Below are 21,359 nucleotides of genomic sequence, written 5' to 3' on the forward strand. Positions count from 1 at the left end.
ACACCAACCGCCCTAAAGGAATAAGGCCATGACACCGACTATCGACTTGCTCGCCAACCACCGCAGCGAGCGCAGCTTCCAATCCACGCCCGTCAGCGACGAACACCTGGATGCCATCTTGCGGGCCGGTCACCTGGCGCCGACGTCCTTCAATGCCCAGCATATTTCCGTGGTGGTCGTGCGCGACGCAAACACCCGCCAACGCATTGCGGCAATAGCTGGCGGCCAGCCCTGGATCGCGTCGGCACCGGTGTTTATCACCCTGGTGGTGGACTTTCACAAGACCGCCGTCGGTGCCGCGCTCAATGGCCAGCAACAGCAGATCCAGCGGCACTTGGAAGGGCTGATCGCCGCCAGCACCGACGGCGGCATTATCCTCAGCACCCTGATGATCGCCGCACGCTCATTGGGGTTGGGCGTGGTGCCGGTGGGTGGCATTCGTGCCAACGCTGAAGCGATGATCGAGCTGCTCGGGCTGCCCGAGCAGACCTTCGCCCTGTGCGGACTGGCCCTGGGTCATGTGCACGAGCCGGCGGCACAGAAACCGCGCATGGGCATCGAAGCCTTCCGTCACGACGAGCGCTACAACCGTGCCGCGCTGGCACCGGCGATCAGTGCCTATGACCAGCACCTGATGCGCCATTGGCAGATCATTGGCCGTGCGGACGGCCAATCCTGGTCAAGCACCGTGGGCCGCACGTATGCACGCAACTACCGGCCCGATCTCAAGGCTCAGTTGCTGGCCAATGGCTTGTCCGCTGATTGAGCCTGCTGCGCACCGCCACTGCCCCAGCCCAGCGCCTTGTATAACGCGATGGCGTTGAGGTAGGACGCCGTCTCGGCATCGGCCACGTCCTTCTTGATCAGGAAAAACGCGCGCTGGTTTTCCAGCACCGCCATGTAGGTGCCCGAACCGCTGCGGTAGCGTTTGCTGGCGATGTCGATCGCCTGCTCGGCATGGGTGGCGGACGCCAGCAACGCGCCCAGGCGGGTCTGGTCCTGCGCCAGGCGCATCAGCGCATTTTCCACATCTTCCTGGGCCTTGAGCAGCGACTGTTGATAGCGCGCCAGGGCACCTTCGGCCTGGGCCTGGGAACCGCGCAGGCGCGCACGCACGTTGCCCAGGCGAAACGCCGGCCAGTCCACCGACGGCGCCAGCTCATACGCGCGGGATGCGCTGCCCAGGTCGCCGCCGCGCAGGGCGAAGAAGCCAATGAAACCGCCCAGGTTCAGGCGTGGGTACAAGTCCGCCGTGGCCGCGCCGACGTCTTCGGTGCTGGCGGCCAGCAGGCGTTCGGCGCTGACCACATCCGGACGATTGCGGATCAACTGGTCGACATCGCCCAAGGGCAGTTGCCGGGCCAGGGGCGCGAGGAAATGCGCCTTGGCCAACGCCTGCTGTTGACGCGGGGGTTGGCCGGTCAATACGTCCAGGCGATAACCGGTTTCCTGGATCCGCGTCAGCAACGGTGGAATCGCCGCCTCACTGAGCAGCAGGTTGGCATGGGCGTTTTGCTGATCCTCGAATTGGCCGCTGCCGGCGCGCACCTGAGCGCTGGTCAGCGTGAGCGTTTCGCGCCAGGCACTGACCTGGGCCTTGGCCACCTCCAGGCTGCGGCTCAAGCCCTGCTGCTCGTAGTAATAACGCGCCACGTCGGCAGCGATGCTCAACTGCATCAGCGCCAGGTCCGCCTGCGCCGCCTGCGAGCGTGCCAGGGCCGATGCCGTCAGACGTTGCAAACGCCCGAACACGTCGATCTCCCACTGCACATCAAAGCCGGCGCGATAGGTCTGCGACAGCATCCGCTCGGGAGGCCCACCGTCGAACGGCAACTGCTGCTCCAGACTGCGGCCATAGGCGGTACGGGCGGTGACGCCGGGATACTGGTCGAGCCGGCGGTCATCAAACACCGCACGGGAGGCCAACAGGTTGGCCTGGGCCTGGCGAATGTCATGGTTATGCGCCAGCGCCGTGTCGATCAGGCGATCGAGCTCGGCGTCGTCAAAAAACGACCACCACTGGGCCTGCACCGGCGCCTGTTGGGCGAACAAGGCCTTTTGTGCAGTGACCAGGCTGATCGGCGGGGTTATGGGCTTTTCGTAATGCGGCCCGACCATGCAGCCGTTGAGCAGAATCAGCGCCAGCACGGTGGTGACAGTTTTGCCGGGCTTCATGGTTCACTCCTCAGGGTTTGCGCCAGGGACTGGGCCCTCGGGGTCGCGGCCGCCACTGAATGCTTGCGGGCCAGCAGGGTGTAGACCGTCGGCAGCACGAACAGGGTGAAGCAGGTACCGATCAGCATGCCCGATACAATTACCACCCCCAGGCCATAGCGGCTGTTGGCCCCGGCCCCCGAGGCGAACAGCAGCGGCACCAGGCCGACCACCATGGCCGCCGTCGTCATCAGGATCGGCCGCAAGCGAATCTGCGCGGCCTTGCGTATCGCCTCGGAACGGTCGAGGTGTTCCTGGGCCTGCAGGGCGTTGGCGAACTCGACCATCAGGATGCCGTGCTTGCTGATCAGCCCGATCAGGGTCACCAGGCCGATCTGGGTGTAGATATTGATCGTGGCGTAGCCCAGCGCCAGGGGAATCAGCGCGCCGCTGATGGACAGCGGCACGGTGATCAGGATGATCAGCGGGTCCATCAGGCTTTCGTACTGCGCCGCGAGTACCAGGTAGATCACGATCACCGCCGCCAGGAACGCCAGCAGCAGCGCATTGCCTTCCTGGGTGTACTGCCGCGCATCGGATTGCCAGTCGTAGCTGAACCCCACGGGCAACTCGGCGGTGACGCCTTCCAGGAACGCCACGGCGTCGCCCAGGGTGACCCCGGCAGCCGGCACCCCCTGGAAGGTCGCGGCGTTCTGCTGGTTGAACTGGGTCAGCTTGTTGGGTTCGACGTGCTCGGACACCTGGATCACCGTCGACAGCGGAATCAGTGTGCCGTCTTCCGTGCGCACATACTGGCGGGTCAGGGCTTCGGGCGTCAGTCGCTCACTGCCCGGGCTCTGGGCAATCACATCATAGGAGCGGCCCTCCAGGCCAAAGCGGTTGAGGTAGTTTTCCCCCACCAGCACCGCCAGCGATTCGCCGATGTCCTGCATGCGGATCCCCAGGCTGTTGGCCTTGGCCCGGTCCACTCGCACCTGTACCACCGGGTTGTTGTAGTCCAGGTCACTGTCGACCACGGCGAACAACCCACTGTCGCGGGCCTTCTGCTTGATCTGCTCCATGGTCTCGTACAGCACGCGGTAATCCTGGGAGCTGCGCAGCACCAGTTGCACCGGCAGGCCACCGGTGGAGCCCGGCAAGGCAGGCAACTGGAAGGCAAAGATGCTGGTGCCTTCCACGTCGTTGGTAGCCGCTTGCAGGTCGACCTGGATCTGCGCGGCGGTGCGCTCGCGCTCGCCCCACAACGTCAGGTTGATGCCGCCAATGCTCGAGGCGATGCCGTCGCTGCCATTGATGATCCAGGTGCTGACGGTTTCCGGCAGGCGCCCGTAGACCTCATTCAGCTTGGCGGAAAAGCGCTCGACGTACTCCAAATTGGCATGTTGCGGCGCCTTGATGGCGGTGAGCAGCCCGGCCTGGTCCTCGGTGGGCGCCAGCTCCCGCTGCGGCAACTGGTACAGCCACGGCAGGCTGATCATCACCAGCAAGGCAAACAGCCCGCTGAGCCAGCGATGCCGCAGCGACAGGTCCAGCACCTTGGCATAACGCAGGGCCAGGCCGTCGAAGAAACGGTTGGCCAGGTGTGCCATGCGCCCTTCCGATTGCTTGGACTGCAGCAGGAACGAGCTCATGACCGGCGACAACGTCAGCGCCACCACGCCGGACACGATCACCGCGCCGGCCAGGGTCAGGGCGAATTCACGAAACAACGCCCCCGTGAGGCCGCCCATCATGCCGATGGGCGCATACACCGCCGCCAGGGTAATGGTCATGGCGATCACCGGGCCCGCCACTTCCCGCGCCCCGACCAGGGCGGCCGCCACCGGGGTCTTGCCTTCCTCGATATGCCGGTGCACGTTCTCCACCACCACAATCGCATCGTCCACCACCAGACCCACAGCCAGCACCATCGCCAACAGCGTCAACAGGTTGAGGCTGAAACCGAACGCCAGCATCAGCGCCGCGGCCCCCAGCATCGACAAGGGGATGGTCACCACCGGAATCAGTACCGTGCGCAACGACCCCAGGCACAGGTAGATGACGATCACCACGATCAGCAAGGCCTCGAGCAGGGTCTTCATCACCTCGTCGATGGAGGTCTGGATAAAGCGCGCGGTTTCAAACGCCAGCTCGGCCTTGACGTCCGGCGGCAGGGTCTTGCGCACGTCCGGCAGGAGTTTCTTGATACCGTCGACAATCACCAGCGGGTTGCCGCCGGGCGTCGGGAACAACCCCAGGTGCACGGCCGAAACGCCGTCCATGGTGGCACTGGTTTCGCTGGACGCCGCGCCCAGCTCCACGGTGCCGACATCCTTCAGGCGCACCAGGCCGTTGCCATCGTTGCGCAGCACCAAATCGCGAAATTCATTGACGTTGGTCAGGTCGGTATTGACCCGCAGGTTGGCGACCACGAACAGGCCTTTGACCTTGCCCGGCGCTGCCTGGTAGTTGTTGCGGCGCACCGCGTCGGCCACATCGGCGGCGGTCAGGCCGCGCGCGGCCAGCCGTGCGGGGTCGATCCACAGGCGCATCGCCAGGGTTTGCCCGCCGAACACCTGGACCTTGGCCACGCCCTCGATGGTGCTCATCACCGGCTCCACCACCCGTGCCAGGTAATCGGTCAAGGCCGGGGTCGACAGGGTCGGGCTGGAGAACCCGATATAGGCCACCGCCGTCGACTCGCCGGACGAGCGTTCGATCACCGGGTCATAGGCCTGCTCCGGCAGCCGGAAACGCACCTGGTTGACCTTGGCCATGACTTCCGTGAGGGCCTGGGTCGAGTCCCGGTTGAGCTCCATGCGCACCGTGACCACGCTGCGCCCCTGCACCGACGAGCTCGACAGGTAATCCACACCTTCCACCGACGACACCGCCTGGGCAATCGGTTGCGTGACGAAGCCCTGCATCAGGTCTGACGAAGCGCCGGGGTATTCGGTGGTCACGGTGATGGTGGAGCTTTCCAGCATCGGGTACTGGCGGATCGGCAGCTGCAACAAGGACATGATCCCCAGCAGCAGGATCAGAATACTGACGACAAGCGCGAGCACCGGCCGCCGAACGAAAATATCGGTGAAAGTCATGAGCGTTCTCTGGGCGAAGAATCAGATGCCCGTCACAGGCGGTTTGGACGCAGGCAGGGCCAGGGTGTCATCGGTCGCCTGCACCGCCATGCCGTCACTGAGCTTGAGTTGCCCGGAGGTCACCACCTGGTCACCCTCGTGCAAGCCTTCCTGGATCTGGACCCAACCGTCCTGGCGCTGGCCGATTTTCACCGCCACCCGCTTGACCACCAGCGTGGCGCCCTGGTCCGGGCGGGCAAGGAAAACGGTATCGCCATAGGCGGTGTAGGCCACCGCCGTTTCCGGCACGGTGAGCACATCGGCCACCTCGGTATCGGCCACTTTGACGCTGGCGTACATGCCCGGCTTGAGGGGGGCGTCCGGGCTCTCCAGCGTGGCCTGCACCTGCACCGTGCGTGAGCGGCCGATCATCGGGTCGACGGCACTGATCCGCGCCTTGAACACCCGGTCAGGGTAGGCGTCGATCAGCACGCCCACGGTTTGCCCGACGACCAGGCGGCGACTGAGCTGCTCATCCAGGGAAAAATTGACATAGAGCACCTGGGTGTTGACCAGGCTGACGATGCGGTCGCCGACATTGAGGTACTGCCCTTCGTTGACCTGGCGAATGCCGAGCACTCCGGCGAAGGGCGCGCGGATGGTCTTCTGGGCAATCAGTGCCTGGACTTTTTTCAACTCGCCCAGGGCCATGTCATGGGCGGCCCGGGCGTTGTCGAGCTGTTCCTGGGTCGCAGCGTTTTCCCTGACCAGCCCGGTCACGCGCTTGCGGATGATCTCGGCATTGCGCACCTGGGCCTGCAGCCGCAACTGCTCGGCCTGTTCCGGGGCATCGTTAAGCTTGACCAGCACTTCGCCAGCCTTGACCTGGCGGCCCGACTCAAAGTTGATCAACGTGACCCGCCCGCCGACCTCGGCGGAAACCTGCACCTGGGAGGCCGCTTCCAGCTCACCGACGCCGGCGAAATACACATTGGCCGGGCGCACTTGCACCGCCCCCAGGGCCACCTTGGTCAACGCGCTGGCGGGGGCATCGGCGGATTGGGCCTGGGACGGCGCGCGCGACATCATCACCACTGCGATGACCGCCACCGGAATCAACACCAGGCTGGTTATCTTCTTCTTGTTCATGGACGTCCTTATCACGATGAGTGCATTACACGCGGTTCACAGCCAGCTGTGGTTGAACAGGAAGAAGGCCAGTACCGCCCAGATCGTCAGCACCAGGTGCGTCAGTTGCAACCCCTCCTGGCGAATCCAGTAGCCGAACCACAAGCCCCCCAGCAGCATCGCGAAGACAAACGCCGAAAACGCACTCAGGGCCAGGTTGAGCCAGGGCCGTGCCGACAGCAGGCCGTCGCCGAGGATCAACTGATAGCTGCCGGTCCAGGCCGCGAGCGCGGCGACCACTTGCAGGGCCAGCACCACCAGCAGGGCCAGTTGGTGCAGACGGGGTGAACGCACGGCCCGCACCAGCAAGGGAATGTCGATGGCAGGACTCTGGCGCAACGGCTCCATGGCCATGGTCGCGCCTACCGCGCCTACCGAGCTGCGAAACGCTTGCCAGTTGTTAAGCACCGCAATGCTCAGCCACAGGCTCAGGCCGACGGCCTGTACGCCCAGGAACACCGACAACGAGTGACCCAGTAACCCTGCCTCCACAGTCATTCAAACCTCCGTATTTGCCGAAAGGGAAATCCAGCCTCAGGTATATACACAAGACATTGCTTGGATAATACGTCGCAGGCGTTTAAATACAAGATTTATCTTTTTGCGGGAGGGGGGTTCAGGAAGGCTGGAAACGCGGTGTGGCAAGCGCCCGCCGGGGCGTTCGGCGCAGTCACGCCGAAGCCCGGAAGCGGTTGTGAGGGGGGTTACTTGCGAGGGATTATCACGCCGTCCTGGCGGCGATGGCTTCGATTTCCACCAGTGCACCGGGCAATGGCAACGCCACGACCTGCAACGCGGTGCGTGCCGGCTTGTTCGGCTGCTCGGGGGTGCCGAAGAACTGCGTATACCCACGCTGCAACCCAGCGAAATCCAGCTTGCCGCCCGTTTCCTCGGCGCCGACCAGGAATACCCGTAACTGCACGATATCGCCCAGGTCCAGGTCTTGCTGGCGCAGGATCTGGCGCAGCTTGTTGAACACCGAAACTGTCTGCACTTCGGTGTTGCCAAACACCCCGGGAACCGTTGGATCAACCAGGTCCGGCAAGGTCCCGCTGACGAAGACCAGGCTGGCGGAGGCCGGCACGGTGACGGTCTGCGAGATCGGAAAGTCGCCGACGCTGGTACGTTGAATGCTGTCGCTCATGGGTGTGTTCCTTAGGAGGCGGCCACTGCCGCGAGGTGTGTGTGTCGGGTCACGCGTTCAGCCAGTTGCGCGACCACATGCCGCGCCGAGTTGGCCGCCGATTCCTGCCAGATGCCCACGCCGCTTTGCACCAGGCCGTCGCCGGCGAAGTACACGCGGCCGTGGCCTTCTTCGAGCAAGGCGCTGGCATCGGCCGGGAAGTGTTCGCGTTGCAGCCACGGGCCTTCGCTGAAGGGGATCTGTTCCCAGGACACCGCCAGCGGGTGACGCAGGTGCCTGGAGTAGCCCGGATGCAGCAGTTCCACCGCTTCCTTGGAAGTGGCGTACTGCTGGTCGAACGGTCGCGCGCCGAACGCATCGGCGCCCTCCCCGGTCACGTAACCGGCCACCAGCAGGCCCTCGCGAGTGTTGAGGTCGTTGCTCGGGTACCAGAGCAGGCGCGCCGGGTGTTCGATCCACGACAGGCCGCCGTAGGTGCGGTAGTCGGTTTCCCAGAAACGCGGGGATTGCCACGCCACTTTGGTGGCCTGGTCGCTGCGGGTGCTGAGCAAGGCGGCCTTGATCGGGTCGCTGAAGTCGGTGTCGAGTTTTGCCAGCAACGGCAGCGGCAAGGTCGAGACCAGATAGTCGGCGCGTACCACCTGCTCGCGACCGCTGCGTTGGTCGTGGTAGGTCACGGCCACGCCGTCTTCCAACTGACGGATCTGGCGCACCTGGGCGCCCAGTTGCACGTGATCGCTGACGCGCCGGTAGAAGGCGTCGGTGATGCGGTCCATGCCGCCCACCGGTTGGAACATGGTCGCCGAAAACTCCGGAAACTCGGAGTGCAGCAAGGCGCCCCACAGTTCGGGGTGCAGCAGTTGATCCAGCGCCAACGGGCTGCGGCTGGCGGGCAAAGCGCCGGGATGTGCCGGGGACTCCAGGTGTCCTGAACGGAGCGTGCCCTCAAAGGCCAGCTCCTGGGACAGGTCGCCATACACGTGCAAAAACCCCAGCAAGCGCGTGCGTTCCTCGGCGCTCAGCACATCGTCGAGGGCATCACGCTGCACCGCTTTGGCCAGCAACCCGGACAAATGCCCGCGCGCATCGTTGATCGCCTGGCCGACGGTGAAGGCCGGCTGGTTCACATCCGGCCGCACCTGGGCGCCATGGCTGCTGTTGACCAGCACTTCCAGCGGCACGCCCAGCTCACTGCAATAATCGAGGATCGTGCGGTGCTGGCTGGGAATCCGTGCCGGCCCGGCGTTGAAGTAATGCCCCGGCTCGAACGCGGCGGTCTGCGTACGGCCATCCTGGTAGTCCACGCGGTCGCCATGACGTATCGTCCAGGTGCGACCGCCGACCCGCTCACGGGCTTCCAGCACCTGCACGCTGAACCCGGCGCGGGTCAGTTCCAGGGCGGTGACCAGCCCGGCAATCCCGGCGCCCAGCACCAGCACGCGGGTGCCCTGCCCCAGGCCGTCCTTGAGTTTCAACGGTTGCGGTCGGCGGTGCGATGACGGCCCGAGGCCGAGTACCGCGAGTGCATCCTTGACGGCTTTTTCGCCGCCTACCGCAGCGATGCTCGACAACGCTTCACGTCGTGTCAGTCCCATGTCGATTGCTCCTTAATCCGGCAGGCCCGGTGGGTTGATCAGCGACTTGTCGACGCGCTCCACATCCAGGCCCCAGCGTTGCAGCACCTGCTCGTACTGGCCGCCGGCAATCGCGCCTTCCAGGGCGGTGTGGATCGGCTTGACGAGGCCGTTGTCCTTGCGGGTGGTCACGGCAATGTCCGCCTGCAATGGCCAGCCACCGTTCACCGTGCCGACGCGCTTGATGCCGCCGGTGATTGCCGCCGAATAGGCATACACCGAGTTGGGCCCGAACAGCGCATCGCTGCGCCCCGACTGCACCGCCAGCTGCGCGGCGGCCTGGTCGTCGAAGTACTGCAACAGCGCGGGCTTGAGACCGGCCTTTTCGTTGGCCTCGTTCCAGGCCAGCAGGACTTTTTCCTGGTTGGTGCCGGAGCCGACGATGATCTTCAGCCCGGCAATATCGGCTGCCTGCTTGATCTCGCTGATCTTGCTGGTGGTCTTGACGTAGAAGCCGAGCACATCCTGGCGATAGGTGGCGAAGTCAAAGCGCTTCTTGCGCGCCTCGGTCACGGTGACGTTGCTGATCACCGCGTCGTATTTGCCCGAGCTGACGCCCAGGGGCCAGTCTTCCCAGCTGGTCTGCACCACATTGAGTTGCAGGCCGAGGCTGTCGGCCACCAGTTGCGCGGTGTCGGCTTCGCTGCCGATGGTGGTCTTGTCGTCGCTGGCCAGCAGCGCCAGCGGCGGCCCGGCCACGCCGGACACAGCCACGGTGAACTTGCCCGGCTGGGCGAACTTGAAGCCCGGCGGGATCTGCGCAATCGCCGCTTCGTTACGCGGCACATGGATGCGTGGGCGGTCGGGGCTGAGGTCGACCTGTTGCACGGCGAATGCGCTTTGCGCGGTGCTGACGGCCAGCGCCAGCAGGGCCACGCGGGTGGTGTTGATGAACATGGGCAGTCACTCCTTGAACTAAAGCACCTTGCCGAGAAAGGCTACGGTGCGGGGATGTCGGGGTTGGCGGAAAATCTGTTCGGGCGGGCCCTCTTCGATCAACTCGCCGTCGCAGAGAAACACCACGTGGTCGGCCACTTCGCGGGCAAAACCGATTTCGTGGGTGACGATCACCAGGGTCACGCCCAGCTGGGTCAGGCCCTTGATCACGTCGAGTACTTCGCCCACCAGTTCCGGGTCGAGGGCCGAGGTGGGTTCATCGAACAGCAGCACCTTGGGGTCCAGCGCCAGTGCGCGGGCAATCGCCACGCGCTGTTGCTGGCCGCCGGAAAGCTGGCGTGGGTAGGCATCGACCTTGTCCGCCAGGCCAACCTTGGCCAACAGTGCGGTGGCCTTGGCCTGGGCGTCGGCCTTGCTCCAGCGCTTGTGCGCCAGCGGCGCCTCGGCGACGTTTTCCCAGGCGGTGAGGTGCGGGAACAGGTTGAAGTTCTGGAACACAAAACCGACGTCGATACGGCGCTTGAGAATCTCGCGTTCCTTGAGCTCGTAAAGCAGGTCGCCCTTGCGTCGATAGCCGACGTATTCACCGTCGATGGTGATGTGCCCGCTGTCGATCTTTTCCAGGTGGTTGATGGTGCGCAGCAAGGTGGACTTGCCCGAGCCGGACGGCCCGAGAATCACCGTGACCTTGCCCGGATCGATGGTCAGGTCGATGTCTTTCAACACCTGTTGATTGCCAAAGCGCTTGCCCACGCCCTGGATCTGGATACGGCCGGCACGGGCTTCACTCATGGGTGTTCTCCTTCAGCCAGCGGCGCACGCGTTGCAATGGCGTGGGCGGCAGCACCCTGGCCGTACCCCGGGCGAAATGACGCTCGACGTAGTACTGGGCGCTGGTGAGCACGGTGGTGATGATCAGGTACCAGACGGTGGCGACGATCAGCAGCGGGATCACCGCCTGGGTGCGGTTGTAGATGACCTGCACGGTGTAGAACAGCTCCGGCAAGGCCAACACGTAGACGATGGAGGTGCCCTTGACCAGGCCAATGATTTCATTGAACCCCGACGGCAGGATCGAGCGCAGCGCCTGGGGCAGGATGATCCGGAAGATGCGCCGCGAGGCCGGCAGGCCCAGGGCTGCCGCCGCTTCATGCTGGCCGGCATCCACACCGATCAGGCCGCCGCGAATGATCTCCGCCGCGTACGCCGCCTGCATCAGGCTCAGGCCCAGTACGGCCACGGTGAATTGGCTGAGCACGTCCACCGTCGACCACTCGGCGAACACCAGGTCGGTAAACGGCACACCGAGGACAATGTGGTCGTACAGGTAGGCGAAGTTGTAGAGGATGATCAGCACCAGCAGCGCCGGCATCGAGCGGAAAAACCAGATGTAGCCCCAGGCCAGGGCCGCCAGCAGCGGCGAGCCCGACAGCCGCGCCAACGCCAGCGCAGTGCCGAGGATGGCGCTGAACACCGTGCTCAGCAGCGTCAGCAACAGGGTCTGGCCGAGGCCACGCAGCACCGACGGCGAGAAGAACCACTGGCCGAACACGCCCCACTCCCAGCGCGGGTTGGTGGCCAGGGAATGCCCGATGGCGAGCAGCACCAGCGCGGCAAAGATCGACCCGGCCCAGCGCCAGGGGTGCCGCGCGGGCACCACCTGCAGGGCTTTGATCGGTGTGGACACTCGCGCCTGGCGCAGCGCGCCGGGCGAGTCAATCAGGTCATAGGATTTGGCAACGATGGGCATGGTGTATTCCTCGGCCTAGAAGGCATAGGTCAAGCGGGTGTAGTAGTACCCGCCGGTAAAACCGTAGGGCGAATAGGTGCCGTAGCTGCTGACCATGGTGCTGCTCGGTACACCTTGTTTTTTCGGGTAGACGTCGAACAGGTTCTTGGCGCCGATGGCCACGTTGAGGTCTTTGGTGAGGGTGTAGCCAAGGTCGAGGTCGGTGATCCACTTGGCGCTGTAGACCCGGTCGAGGCTGCGGTCGGCGGAGACGTTGACCTCTTTGTAAGAGCCGTAGCGGGTCAGGGCCAGGTTGAGGTTGAAGCGCTCGATGCTCCAGTCGCCACCGAGGATCAGCTTGGTGCTGGGCTGCACGCCGGTGATCAGGTTGCGTGCCTCGCGGTCCATCAGGTCATAGGCCGTGCCCAGGATCGTGGTGGATTCCTTGTAGTTGAGGATTCTGGTCTGGTTCCAGTTGAACGCGGCGGTCCATTTCAGCGCGCCATAGGGGCCGAGGTCCTGGCTGTAGTTGCCGACCAGGTCCAGGCCTTTGGTGCGGGTGTCGGCGCCGTTGATGAAGTACTGGCCGCCGGAGGTGGAGGTGATGCCATTGCCTTGCAGCACCTGGGTGATTTCCGGGCCGAGCAAGGTGCCCGTGAGGGTGATGCGGTCGCGCAGGTTGATCACGTAGGCGTCGGCGGTGAAGCTCAGGCGATCGGTGGGGGTGAGGGTGAAACCCAGGCTGAAGTTGGTGGAACGCTCGGGTTTCAGTTCCTGCGCCCCCAAGGCCTGGGCAGCGGCCGAACCTACCGGCAGCACGCCGTAGTTGATCGACTGGTACACGCCGTCGACCACGCCATAGGTGGTGGACCGCGCACTGAACAGGCTGTTGGCCAGGGACGGCGCACGGAAGCCATTGCTCACGGTGGCGCGCACGGCGAATTGCGGGGTGAAGTCGTAGCGGGTGGTCAGCTTGCCGCTGCGGGTAGCGCCCACGCCCTGGTTGTAATGCTCGTAGCGAAACGCGGTGCCCACGTACCAGTCCGGCACCGGGTTGAAGCTTACGTCGACGTAACTGGCGAGGCTGTTGCGCGAGGCGCTGCTTTCTTCATCCGGCGAGATGCCGTTGGTGACCTGGGCCCCGGACGACGCACAGTTACCCGGTGCCACGCAGTAGCCGCCGTTGGCGTAGGACTCATAGTCACCGGCCTGCACCTCGTAGGTGTCGCGGCGATGTTCGAAACCGTAGCTCAGGTCCAGCGGCTTTTGCAGGCCGATATCGAAGCCGCGCTTGAAATCGAGGTTGGTGGTCAGTTCGGTGGAAATCCAGGTGCCGGAGGTGAAGCTGTTCGGCGTGGCCTCGCCCAGGGAGGGGTTCTGGTTATGGGTGGTGCCCTGCTCCGCCGCGTTGCGTCCGTAGGTGGTGGACAGGTCCCAGTCCCACTCGCCGACGGTGCCTTTACCGCCGAATGCGGCCTGGAAGTCGTCCTCGTCGATATACCAGGTCGGCGTGTAGCCGCCGGGGTAACCGTTAGGCCCGGTGGTAATGGTGTTGGTGATGGTCGGCAGGCGGAAGTTCTGGCCCTGCTCAGCCTTACGCCGCGAATAGGTGGTGAAGGAATACAGGCTGAAGCTGTCGTCGATCGGCAATTCGGCGTTGTAGCCCAGGGTCAGCAGGTTGGTCTTCGGTGTGCCGTAGCCGCCATAGGTGGAGCGGCCGGCCTGCTCAAAGGCCTGGGCATAGGTGTAGCCGTTGGCGCTGGCCTTGTTGTCGTCGTTCTGACTGCGCGCGTCCAGGGCCAACTGCACGATGCCGCCGTTGCCGATCTCGAAGCCCTTGTTGAGGCTTTGCTGCACGGTCTGTTTCTTGCCGTCGTAACCCTGGCCGACATTCGTCACCGACGTGCCGCTGGTGTCGGCCTTGAGGATCACGTTGATGACCCCGGCGATGGCATCGGAGCCGTACTGGGCGGCGGCCCCGTCGCGCAGGACTTCGACGTGGTCGATGGCGCTGATGGGGATCAAATCCAGGTCTGCCGGCGCGGCGCCGGTGTTGATGCCGTTGATGTTCAGGGTGGCCGCGGTGTGGCGGCGCTTGCCATTGACCAGCACCAGCACCTCGGCGGCACTCATGCCGCGCAGGTTCGGCGCACGGGCGATGCCGCTGGCGTCCCAACCGGTTTTTTCCGGCAGGGTCAGCGACGGGATCACCGCGCTCAACGCCTCCATCAAACCGGGCTTGCCGGTGCTTTGCAATTGCTTGGCGCTGACCACATCGATCGGCACCGGGCTGCTGGTGACCGTGCGTTGTTCGGCGCCACGGTTACCGGTGACCACCACGGTGGACAGGGTGCTGTCGTCCTGGGCCTGGGCGGTGTTGGCCAGGATTGCCAGCGCCAGGATGGCGGTCGGTTGTAAGACTTGCTTCATAGCCACTCCAGACATTCCAAATCGCGAAGTCGGGCAGTCACGCGGGCGGGCGCGGTGCTCGATTTTTTTCAGTGGGGTTGCGGCGATTGGGGACTAGGTGTGGCGCTGGGTTTGAATTGGCAACATACGTTGAACTCCCTTCCAACGATTCTGCTGCGGGGATGATCACCCGGTTATGGCGCGCAGAATCTTGATTACGCTGGGTACCATCCGAGGTCAGGGGTAGGCTGTTGCGATCAAACATAACGGAATGGGTTTTGAAAATATAATGCTGTTTTGATATAAGCTAATATTCTCTAATTTTATTATTTTTTAGTTTTTTTATTCATATAAATAATGTCTTTTGAGATTGGCCTTTAGCTCGGGCCCAGATCTATCTGATATCGGGATATCAAACTGTGGGAGGGGGCTCGCGTACATCGCCTCCTGTAGGAGCGAGCTTGCTCGCGAAAAACGACAACGATACCGCGTGCCTCCTGAATGAACGTGGCGCCTGTGAGTTTTTCGCGAGCAAGCTCGCTCCTACAAAAAGCCTTAGCTGACTGGCATTAGGGCTTGCCCCCTCCCACAGTTTTTCCCGGTGTACGTTCAGTTAGCCGGCTTCAACAACTGCATCTGCTGGCGATAGTCATCCGTCACCTGCCGCGCCTGGCTGCTGCTGGTAATCACCCTCGGGGTAATCAGCACAATCAATTCCGTGCGGTCCTTGGACTTGCTGGTATTGCCAAACAACCAGCGCAACCCCGGAATTTTCCCAAGGTAAGGCACCGCACTGACACTCTCCGCGTTGTCCTGCTTGATCAACCCGCCCAGTAGCACTGTCTGCCCACTCTGCACCGCGACCTGGGTGGATACCGAGCGCGTGGAGATACGTGGGTTGGCCTGGGTGTCGTTGCTGGACGCCTGCGGGTCCTGGGCATCGCTGACCTGCTGCTGAATGTCCATGTACACCAAACCACCCGGATTGATGCGTGGCACGACGTCGAGGATCACCCCGGTCTGCACGTATTCAACGCTGCTCAAGGTGGTGTCGGAGGTGCCGGTGTTGACCGTGGTCTGGCTGATCGGGATGTTGTCGCCCACCTGGATCTGCGCCGGTTGGTTGTTCATCACCACCAGCGACGGCGCCGACAGCACCTGGGTGCGGCCGTTGGTTTCGAGGGCGTGCAGGGCCACTTGCAGGTTGGAGCTGACGAAGGAGTAGAACAACGAATCCGTCGCGCCCAACCCTGCCCCGCCGCCGCCCAACGCGCCCTGGCTGCCGGCGGTGTTGGCCACGGTGGTGCTGGTGGAATTGCCCGCCAGGCGGCCAAGGTACCACTGCACGCCCAGGTCCAGTTCGCCGGTGAGCTTGACCTCGAGGATGCGCGTTTCGATCTGCACTTGCAGCGGTGGGTTGTCGAGGCGTTTGATCGCCGATTCGATTTCTTTCCACTGCACCGGGCGGGTGCGGACCAGCAGTTGGTTACTGCTTTTTTGCGCGGTGATGCGGGTGCCGGCGTCGAGGCTTTTGGCCGGGGCGTCTTCGCTCTCGCCCTGCTCGGCGGTGTCCTGCTCGGCGTCGGGCGCCTGCTCCTCATCCTCTGCGGCGGGTGGGTTGCCATTTAGGTTGTTGCTCAGGCCACCGGGCGTGCTGCCGGAGGTGCTGTTGGTGCCCGGCGAGGACAAGGTCGCGGTGCGCAAACCGGGTGCGACCTTGGCCGGGGTGTCGTCCTTGATCGCGCCCGTGCCGTAGATCTGGCGCAGGTACTTGGCGAGGTCGGTGGCCTTCATGTTGCGCACGTCGTAGACATACATCTGCGGCTCGTTGCCGCCGCCTTCGTCGATGGTGTGGATCCAGTCGCCGACTTCACTGAGGTACTGCGGCTGCGACGAGATCGCCACCACCGAGTTGGTCCGCTCGATGGGCAAGAAGCGCACCATGCCCGCCAGGGGCATGCCGCTGTCGGGGCCGAACATTTTTTGCAGTTCGGGCATCAGCTCGGCCACCGACGCCCGTTGCAGGCCGAACACGCCCACCGACATGCCCTTGAGCCAGTCCACGTCGAAGGTGTCGATGGTGTCCTGGTAATTGGCCAGTTCTTCGGGGGTGCCGGCCAGGCTCAGCACATTGCGCGCCGGGTCCACCAGTAGGAACGCATTCTCGCGGGCGAACGGCTTGAGCAGTTTCTGCATCTCGGTGGCCGAGATATAACGCAACGGAAACAGGCGTGCCGACAAACCGCTGGAGGGCTGCGACACGCGCATCTCCGGCACCAGCTTGCCCGCCACCGCCTGGTTGGCCGGCAGGATCACATAGCGGTTGCCCTGTTTGATCATGGCGTTGTCGGTCCACGACAACAGGGTCTCCAGAATCGACAAGGCCTGCTGTTTGTTCACCGGCTTGGACGTGGAAAAGCTGACATTGCCCTTCACGCCCTGGGCGATGCTGTAGTTCTCGTGCAGCAGGTCGCCCATCACGCTGTTGATCACCGCTTCGATCGGCTGGTCGGCGAAGTTGAACACGATGTCGCCGCTGCCCTCCTCCTTGGCGGCCGAGACCGCTGCCGGTTGGCGCACGAACTGCTGGTTGCCGCGTATCAACTGGCGCTGGGGCGGTGTCTTCGCCTGGGGTTGGCCGCTGTCGACCGGCGCCTGTTCGCTGGCCGGGTCCACGGGTGGGCGTTGCGAACCGGTGCCCTGCATCGCCTCATGCAGCAGGGCCTCGTCCGGGTCGAGATGCTCGGGGAAGGTGCCGCAGCCACCGAGGGAAACGGCGGTGGCCAGGCACAACACGGTGGTGCGCAAGGCGCCAGGGAAGGTATCGATCAAGGGGTGGACTCGTGAGGAAGGGTAATCGGGGGTGTGGTGGACGGCGGCGGCAAACGCAGGGCCCGCAGGCTCAGGGATTGCGTGCGGCCGTCGAGTACAAAGCGGGCATCGCGGGGCGTCAGCTGTTCCAGGCGCCAGCCATTGGGCAGGGTCTGGCCCTGCTGGACTTTGAGCGGCGGGCCATCGGCACGCTTGAGCAGCGCCACGCGCAGGTCGCCGTCGAGGACGATACCGGTCAGTACCAGGCTCGACAGGCTGGAAACGGCGGCCTGGCCCACCGCACGGTCGGGGCTGCGGTCGGGGCTGAACAGCGGCGCTTGCCAGGTGCCGGCCAGGCTGTCGAGGGTCGCGCTCGGCGCCACCAGCACCTTGGCGGCGGTAGTGGCGCGCGCATCGGGGTCCGGTGCCGGCAGCCACTGCGGCGCATCGCCGATGCTGCTGAGGATGCCGACCATCAGCAGGCCCAACAGCCCGGCCACGCCGAGCAACAGCCATTCCAGGGGACGCAATGCATGGATCATCGTTGCACCTGCCGGGCGGCGGCCGGTTGCAGGTAACCGCGCACCAACAGGTGCACCACCAGCTGCCCGGCGCCGCCACTGGCCGGTGCGTTCGGTGGGCGGCGAATGCTCATCTCATCGACAAACAGAAACGGCCGCTGGTACTCCAGCTCATGCAGGATCGCGGTCAAGGGTTCGATGGCGCAGTTGAGGGTCAGGCTGACCTTGACCTGGCGATAGGGCTCGGCGTCGTCCTGCTCCGGGGTGATGGGCATGCGCTGGGTCAGGCTGCAACCGCCACCAAGGCCGGCGCGGCTGTTGATCAGATCGGCGATGCGTTGCATCAGGTCCGCCGCCACCGCACTCGGGTCGTCTCCGGGCAACAGGCTGGTGCTGCTGGCCGGGTCCTGCCGCGCCTGTTCCAACTGTTGGCGCAGGCTGTCGCCCTGGCGCAACACGCCGGCGTAGCGTTGCTGCTGTTCACGCAGTTGCTCGGCCTGCTCGCCCATGCTGCGCAAGGGGCCGGCGAACCAGCTGTCTATCAACAGCCAGTAACCGGCGCCGAGCACCAGGGCCAGGGCGATCAGGGCCGCGCCACGGCGTTCACGGGGTGTCAGTGGTCGGCGCATCAGCGGCCTCCTGGTGCAGGTGGGCGCGCAAGGAAAATTGATCCTTGCCGGTTTGCGCATCGGGTTGGATCACCCCTTCGAACTGGGCGTTTTCCAGGCTGTGGCAGCCCTTGATCCGGGTGATCAGGGCACTGGCCTTGGCGCTCTGCCCGGAGAAGGACACGTCGGCACCGTTGTTGACTTCCAACTGGTCGAGCCAGGTGTCCGAGGGCAGGCACGCGGTCAGCTCGTTGAGCAGCGCCGCCAACGGCGGTTGGGCGGCCTTGCGGCGAATCAGGTACTGGGCGGCGCCACGGGTATTGAGCAATTGCTGGCGCAGGGCCTGGATCTCGGCGACCTGGGCTTTCTGCTCGCGCACGCTGTGTTGCATGGCATCGAGCACGCGCTGGCGGTCGTTGAGCCACAGCAGCATCGCCGCAATCAGCAAGGCCCCGCACAACCACGGCAGGCTGCGTTGCAGGCCCTTGCCATGGGGGCGCTGACGGGGACGCAACGGCGCCGGCAGCAAGTCGATGCCCATGGGTTTGCCTGCGCTCTCGGCGACATCCACGGCATGGGGCTGCAAGCCGAGGGCCGCGCAGTCATTGAGGATCTGGTCGAGGCGCTCACGCAGGATCGCCACCAGCGTGACGTGCAGGTGCGTGGGGGTGCGGCGCTCCTGGCGCGCGACAAAGTACAACTGGGCGGCGTCGAACGGCGTGAAGCGGTCCAGTTCATAGCCGACCACCGTCGTCAGGTTACGCGCCGCCGCCGGGGGCAATTGCAGGGTTTGCACCAACACCGTTTCAGGCGGCAGCAGCAGCACCTGACGCGCTTCGCCAGGCAGCTTTTCGATCGGCGCGGTCAGCGGCCAGGCGTAGACATGCTCGGGGATCTCGGCAAACGACAACCATGCCGGCAGGCAGCCACGCAGCTCCTTGAGCCACAGGCGCCAGCCCAGTTGCAGCAGGCTGCCGCGCCAGCGCTGGGTGATGGGCTGCGCCAGCGCCTGAAGCCGTGCGGTTAACTGTTCGTTCATTCTTGCCAACGTAAGACTCGATAAGGTTGTGCGCTGCCTTGCGCGGGGCTCAATAACACGGTGGCCTGCACCTGGGCGTGGTAACCGCCGGGGCGTTGGGCGCGGCTGCTGACCACCAGCACGTCGCCGGGATCGGCACCCACCGCATTCTGATGCGGCAGGTTCAGTGCGCGGCGCATCAAGGCACTGGCGAATGCCGGATCGGGCCGGTCCAGGCCGCTCCACAGGCTGATCTCGGGCACCAGTTCGCTGTACAACGCCTGAGTCATGCCGGGCAGTTGGCGCACCTCTTCCACCACCCGAAACGGCGCCAGGCCCTGGTTGCGCCGCACTTCCAGGGCCCTGGCGAGTTGGTTGGCCTGGGCCTGGGTCGCACCGCAGGCCAGGGCCAGGCGGGCAAAATCACCCACCTCGGCGCTGTTCAAATACAACTTGCCGCGCTCGCTGTGCAGGCTGACGCGCAGCTGCGCATCGTCGAACACCAGCGGGATTTCACGCCCGTCGGCAATCCACTGCTTGCGCTGCAACGGGTCCGCCACGGCCTGCATCGCCAGCGCCACCCCGGCCTCGGCCGCCAGCACCGCCTGGGTATGCTGGCGGTGCCAGGCGGCCTGGCGTGTTTCCAGTTGCACCCAGCCGGCCAAACCGCCGAGCAACAGGCTGAGCAAGGCCAGCACCCACAGCACCAGCAGCAGGGCCACACCGCGTTGATGCCGGATCATTCGGGCGCCCCGCCGGACAGGTTCAGGCGCAAGGCAACCACCTGGGTCACCCAAGGCACCGGCCCGTTCACCCGTGCGTCAATCCGTACTGCATAAGGCAGGCGTTTGGTCCACGGCCACTCACTGATCCAGCCAGTGGCCTGGCCCTTGGGCGACACGCCGCGATAGCTGAATTGCAGGTCCTCGATACCCTTCAACAACACCTGCGGCTCACTGCGCGCCGCCGGAACACTCACCTGTGCCTCAGACTCAAACCGCGCGAACGCCACCTGCAAGTCGCGCTGCGATTCAGGGCCCACCAACTGCAAGGTGAAGCGCTGGATACCGCCGCCGAGCACACCCGGCAAGGTCGCGACAAACTGCATACGCTGGGCCCCACCGGCGAAAAAGCCATCGGTCTGGCTGTCGTCCTCGGTCACATCCAGCGGCAACGCCTCGCTGATGGCGGTGCGCAAAAACTGCTGCGCGGCACGCATTTCATCCAGGCTGACCGTGTAGCGCTGGGCCTTGAGCACGGCACGATTGGCGCCCAGCAATGCACCGCCGACCAGGGTCAGCAACACCCCAAGCAGGCTCAGTACGATCATGATCTCAAGCAAGGTAAAGCCCTGCTGACGCGCCTTCACAAGCCGGCCCCGACGCCGGCAGCACGCAGTTTCAAGGTGCTGAAACTGGCCTGGCGCGGGCCTTCGCTGACGGTGAGGTCCAGGCGAAACAGATGGGCCTGGCCGACGCGGCTGGGTTGCTGGGCGATGCGCAGTTGCCAGGCGATGCCGTCCAACTCGCCCTGGCGTGTGCCACTGGCCAACGGCCCGGTGCCTTCCTGATCCATCACGCTCATGGCGGCATGGGTCAAGCGGTCGCTGTGGGCCACCTGCAACAACGAGCGCGCGCTCTGGCCGAAGGCAACCAGCAGCACCGTGCTACAGATCGCCATCAGCGTCAGCGCGGCGAGCATTTCCAGCAGGGTGAAACCCGCCTGGCGCTTCATGGCAGGGCCTTGGATTCGACGCTGCCGGTCAGCCAGCCGATGTCGATGCGCCAACGCCGACTGCCGTTGGCCAGCAACACGTGGCCGCCGGTGGAGCTGCCATCGGGGTAGAAATCCACCGCCGCGCCGGCTTGCTCGGCGGTGTGCAGGGTCACTTGCAGCCCGGCCGGCCAATACTTTTTCGGACGGCCCGGCGCCTGCACGCTGAGGTTGCGCAAATCGAACACGGTGCTTTCGGTGGTGCCACTGACAATCGCCCGCGCCCGCGTGCTGCGCAACGCCTCGACCACCTGCCCGACGGCCTGGCGCTCTTTGGCGGCGCGCAGGCCTTGTTGCAGGCCAAACCCTACCAACCCGGCCGCGATGCTGATCAAGACGATCACCACCAGCATCTCCAGCAGGGTAAAGCCGCGTTGGGCGTTGGCCATGGTC

Annotated in this window: 19 protein-coding genes; 1 reads left to right on the forward strand and 18 read right to left on the reverse strand. The window is 64.7% G+C overall.

From position 1 onward, the window contains the following. The first annotated feature begins 28 nt into the window (after nt 1–28). Nucleotides 29–766, forward strand: a complete 738-nt coding sequence (locus BLW22_RS19120) for a nitroreductase family protein (protein ID WP_074847281.1) — start codon at nt 29–31, stop codon at nt 764–766. Here the strand turns inward: BLW22_RS19120 and BLW22_RS19125 are convergent. The 18 genes from BLW22_RS19125 to BLW22_RS19210 form a co-directional block, all read right to left on the reverse strand. Continuing rightward, entirely contained in the window at nt 733–2,175 is a 1,443-nt protein-coding gene (locus BLW22_RS19125) for an efflux transporter outer membrane subunit (protein WP_074847282.1), read from the reverse strand. The genes BLW22_RS19120 and BLW22_RS19125 overlap by 34 nt on opposite strands. Then, nucleotides 2,172–5,255 carry a MexW/MexI family multidrug efflux RND transporter permease subunit gene (locus BLW22_RS19130; protein ID WP_065927303.1) on the reverse strand — a complete coding sequence of 1,028 codons (3,084 nt, stop codon included), beginning with the start codon at nt 5,253–5,255 and terminating at the stop codon, nt 2,172–2,174. Before BLW22_RS19130 ends, BLW22_RS19125 begins: the two co-directional genes overlap by 4 nt. A gap of 21 nt (nt 5,256–5,276) precedes the next feature. Further along, nucleotides 5,277–6,383 carry an efflux RND transporter periplasmic adaptor subunit gene (locus BLW22_RS19135; RefSeq protein ID WP_065948042.1) on the reverse strand — a complete coding sequence of 369 codons (1,107 nt, stop codon included), beginning with the start codon at nt 6,381–6,383 and terminating at the stop codon, nt 5,277–5,279. 36 nt (nt 6,384–6,419) lie between these two features. After that, nucleotides 6,420–6,920, reverse strand: a complete 501-nt coding sequence (locus BLW22_RS19140; RefSeq protein WP_065927301.1) for a DUF2165 family protein — start codon at nt 6,918–6,920, stop codon at nt 6,420–6,422. A 223-nt stretch (nt 6,921–7,143) separates the two neighbouring features. Next, entirely contained in the window at nt 7,144–7,566 is a 423-nt protein-coding gene (locus tag BLW22_RS19145; RefSeq protein WP_074847283.1) for a RidA family protein, read from the reverse strand. 11 nt (nt 7,567–7,577) lie between these two features. Beyond that, nucleotides 7,578–9,161 carry a flavin monoamine oxidase family protein gene (locus BLW22_RS19150; RefSeq protein WP_074847284.1) on the reverse strand — a complete coding sequence of 528 codons (1,584 nt, stop codon included), beginning with the start codon at nt 9,159–9,161 and terminating at the stop codon, nt 7,578–7,580. A gap of 12 nt (nt 9,162–9,173) precedes the next feature. Beyond that, the gene (locus BLW22_RS19155; protein ID WP_074847285.1) at nt 9,174–10,097 is read right to left on the reverse strand and encodes an ABC transporter substrate-binding protein; all 924 of its coding nucleotides are present in this window, start codon (nt 10,095–10,097) and stop codon (nt 9,174–9,176) included. An 18-nt stretch (nt 10,098–10,115) separates the two neighbouring features. After that, complete coding sequence (locus BLW22_RS19160) at nt 10,116–10,889, reverse strand: amino acid ABC transporter ATP-binding protein (protein ID WP_065927298.1); 774 nt, start codon at nt 10,887–10,889, stop codon at nt 10,116–10,118. Beyond that, entirely contained in the window at nt 10,882–11,847 is a 966-nt protein-coding gene (locus BLW22_RS19165; RefSeq protein WP_074847286.1) for an amino acid ABC transporter permease, read from the reverse strand. The genes BLW22_RS19160 and BLW22_RS19165 overlap by 8 nt, the downstream gene beginning before the upstream one ends. Nucleotides 11,848–11,862: 15 nt before the next feature. Next, nucleotides 11,863–14,256 (reverse strand): TonB-dependent receptor plug domain-containing protein, encoded by a 2,394-nt coding sequence (locus BLW22_RS19170; RefSeq protein WP_074847287.1) that lies wholly within the window; start codon nt 14,254–14,256, stop codon nt 11,863–11,865. A gap of 588 nt (nt 14,257–14,844) precedes the next feature. Then, the gene (gene gspD / locus BLW22_RS19175) at nt 14,845–17,067 is read right to left on the reverse strand and encodes a type II secretion system secretin GspD (protein WP_074847288.1); all 2,223 of its coding nucleotides are present in this window, start codon (nt 17,065–17,067) and stop codon (nt 14,845–14,847) included. Further along, nucleotides 17,064–17,588 (reverse strand): DNA utilization family protein, encoded by a 525-nt coding sequence (locus BLW22_RS19180; protein WP_074847289.1) that lies wholly within the window; start codon nt 17,586–17,588, stop codon nt 17,064–17,066. Before BLW22_RS19180 ends, gspD begins: the two co-directional genes overlap by 4 nt. Further along, complete coding sequence (gene gspM / locus BLW22_RS19185; protein ID WP_024076406.1) at nt 17,585–18,196, reverse strand: type II secretion system protein GspM; 612 nt, start codon at nt 18,194–18,196, stop codon at nt 17,585–17,587. Before gspM ends, BLW22_RS19180 begins: the two co-directional genes overlap by 4 nt. After that, nucleotides 18,171–19,214, reverse strand: coding sequence for a type II secretion system protein GspL (locus BLW22_RS19190; RefSeq protein ID WP_074847290.1), 1,044 nt, complete (start codon nt 19,212–19,214; stop codon nt 18,171–18,173). The genes gspM and BLW22_RS19190 overlap by 26 nt, the downstream gene beginning before the upstream one ends. Continuing rightward, nucleotides 19,211–19,936 carry a general secretion pathway protein GspK gene (locus tag BLW22_RS19195; RefSeq protein WP_065927292.1) on the reverse strand — a complete coding sequence of 242 codons (726 nt, stop codon included), beginning with the start codon at nt 19,934–19,936 and terminating at the stop codon, nt 19,211–19,213. The genes BLW22_RS19190 and BLW22_RS19195 overlap by 4 nt, the downstream gene beginning before the upstream one ends. Beyond that, nucleotides 19,933–20,562 carry a prepilin-type N-terminal cleavage/methylation domain-containing protein gene (locus BLW22_RS19200; protein WP_074847291.1) on the reverse strand — a complete coding sequence of 210 codons (630 nt, stop codon included), beginning with the start codon at nt 20,560–20,562 and terminating at the stop codon, nt 19,933–19,935. The genes BLW22_RS19195 and BLW22_RS19200 overlap by 4 nt, the downstream gene beginning before the upstream one ends. Further along, complete coding sequence (locus BLW22_RS19205; RefSeq protein WP_074847292.1) at nt 20,559–20,927, reverse strand: type II secretion system protein; 369 nt, start codon at nt 20,925–20,927, stop codon at nt 20,559–20,561. Before BLW22_RS19205 ends, BLW22_RS19200 begins: the two co-directional genes overlap by 4 nt. Then, the gene (locus BLW22_RS19210) at nt 20,924–21,355 is read right to left on the reverse strand and encodes a type II secretion system protein (RefSeq protein ID WP_027607416.1); all 432 of its coding nucleotides are present in this window, start codon (nt 21,353–21,355) and stop codon (nt 20,924–20,926) included. The genes BLW22_RS19205 and BLW22_RS19210 overlap by 4 nt, the downstream gene beginning before the upstream one ends. Between the last annotated feature and the right edge of the window lie 4 nt (nt 21,356–21,359).

The organism is Pseudomonas marginalis (genome assembly GCF_900105325.1).
GTDB classification, from domain to species: domain Bacteria; phylum Pseudomonadota; class Gammaproteobacteria; order Pseudomonadales; family Pseudomonadaceae; genus Aquipseudomonas; species Aquipseudomonas marginalis.

Bases quoted from the DNA above. Each gene is read 5' to 3' on its own strand.
- BLW22_RS19120 (WP_074847281.1), top strand. From the start codon at position 29: ATGACACCGACTATCGACTTGCTCGCCAACCACCGCAGCGAGCGCAGC.
- BLW22_RS19125 (WP_074847282.1), bottom strand. From the start codon at position 2,175: ATGAAGCCCGGCAAAACTGTCACCACCGTGCTGGCGCTGATTCTGCTC.
- BLW22_RS19130 (WP_065927303.1), bottom strand. From the start codon at position 5,255: ATGACTTTCACCGATATTTTCGTTCGGCGGCCGGTGCTCGCGCTTGTC.
- BLW22_RS19135 (WP_065948042.1), bottom strand. From the start codon at position 6,383: ATGAACAAGAAGAAGATAACCAGCCTGGTGTTGATTCCGGTGGCGGTC.
- BLW22_RS19140 (WP_065927301.1), bottom strand. From the start codon at position 6,920: ATGACTGTGGAGGCAGGGTTACTGGGTCACTCGTTGTCGGTGTTCCTG.
- BLW22_RS19145 (WP_074847283.1), bottom strand. From the start codon at position 7,566: ATGAGCGACAGCATTCAACGTACCAGCGTCGGCGACTTTCCGATCTCG.
- BLW22_RS19150 (WP_074847284.1), bottom strand. From the start codon at position 9,161: ATGGGACTGACACGACGTGAAGCGTTGTCGAGCATCGCTGCGGTAGGC.
- BLW22_RS19155 (WP_074847285.1), bottom strand. From the start codon at position 10,097: ATGTTCATCAACACCACCCGCGTGGCCCTGCTGGCGCTGGCCGTCAGC.
- BLW22_RS19160 (WP_065927298.1), bottom strand. From the start codon at position 10,889: ATGAGTGAAGCCCGTGCCGGCCGTATCCAGATCCAGGGCGTGGGCAAG.
- BLW22_RS19165 (WP_074847286.1), bottom strand. From the start codon at position 11,847: ATGCCCATCGTTGCCAAATCCTATGACCTGATTGACTCGCCCGGCGCG.
- BLW22_RS19170 (WP_074847287.1), bottom strand. From the start codon at position 14,256: ATGAAGCAAGTCTTACAACCGACCGCCATCCTGGCGCTGGCAATCCTG.
- BLW22_RS19180 (WP_074847289.1), bottom strand. From the start codon at position 17,588: ATGATCCATGCATTGCGTCCCCTGGAATGGCTGTTGCTCGGCGTGGCC.
- gspM (WP_024076406.1), bottom strand. From the start codon at position 18,196: ATGCGCCGACCACTGACACCCCGTGAACGCCGTGGCGCGGCCCTGATC.
- BLW22_RS19190 (WP_074847290.1), bottom strand. From the start codon at position 19,214: ATGAACGAACAGTTAACCGCACGGCTTCAGGCGCTGGCGCAGCCCATC.
- BLW22_RS19195 (WP_065927292.1), bottom strand. From the start codon at position 19,936: ATGATCCGGCATCAACGCGGTGTGGCCCTGCTGCTGGTGCTGTGGGTG.
- BLW22_RS19205 (WP_074847292.1), bottom strand. From the start codon at position 20,927: ATGAAGCGCCAGGCGGGTTTCACCCTGCTGGAAATGCTCGCCGCGCTG.
- BLW22_RS19210 (WP_027607416.1), bottom strand. From the start codon at position 21,355: ATGGCCAACGCCCAACGCGGCTTTACCCTGCTGGAGATGCTGGTGGTG.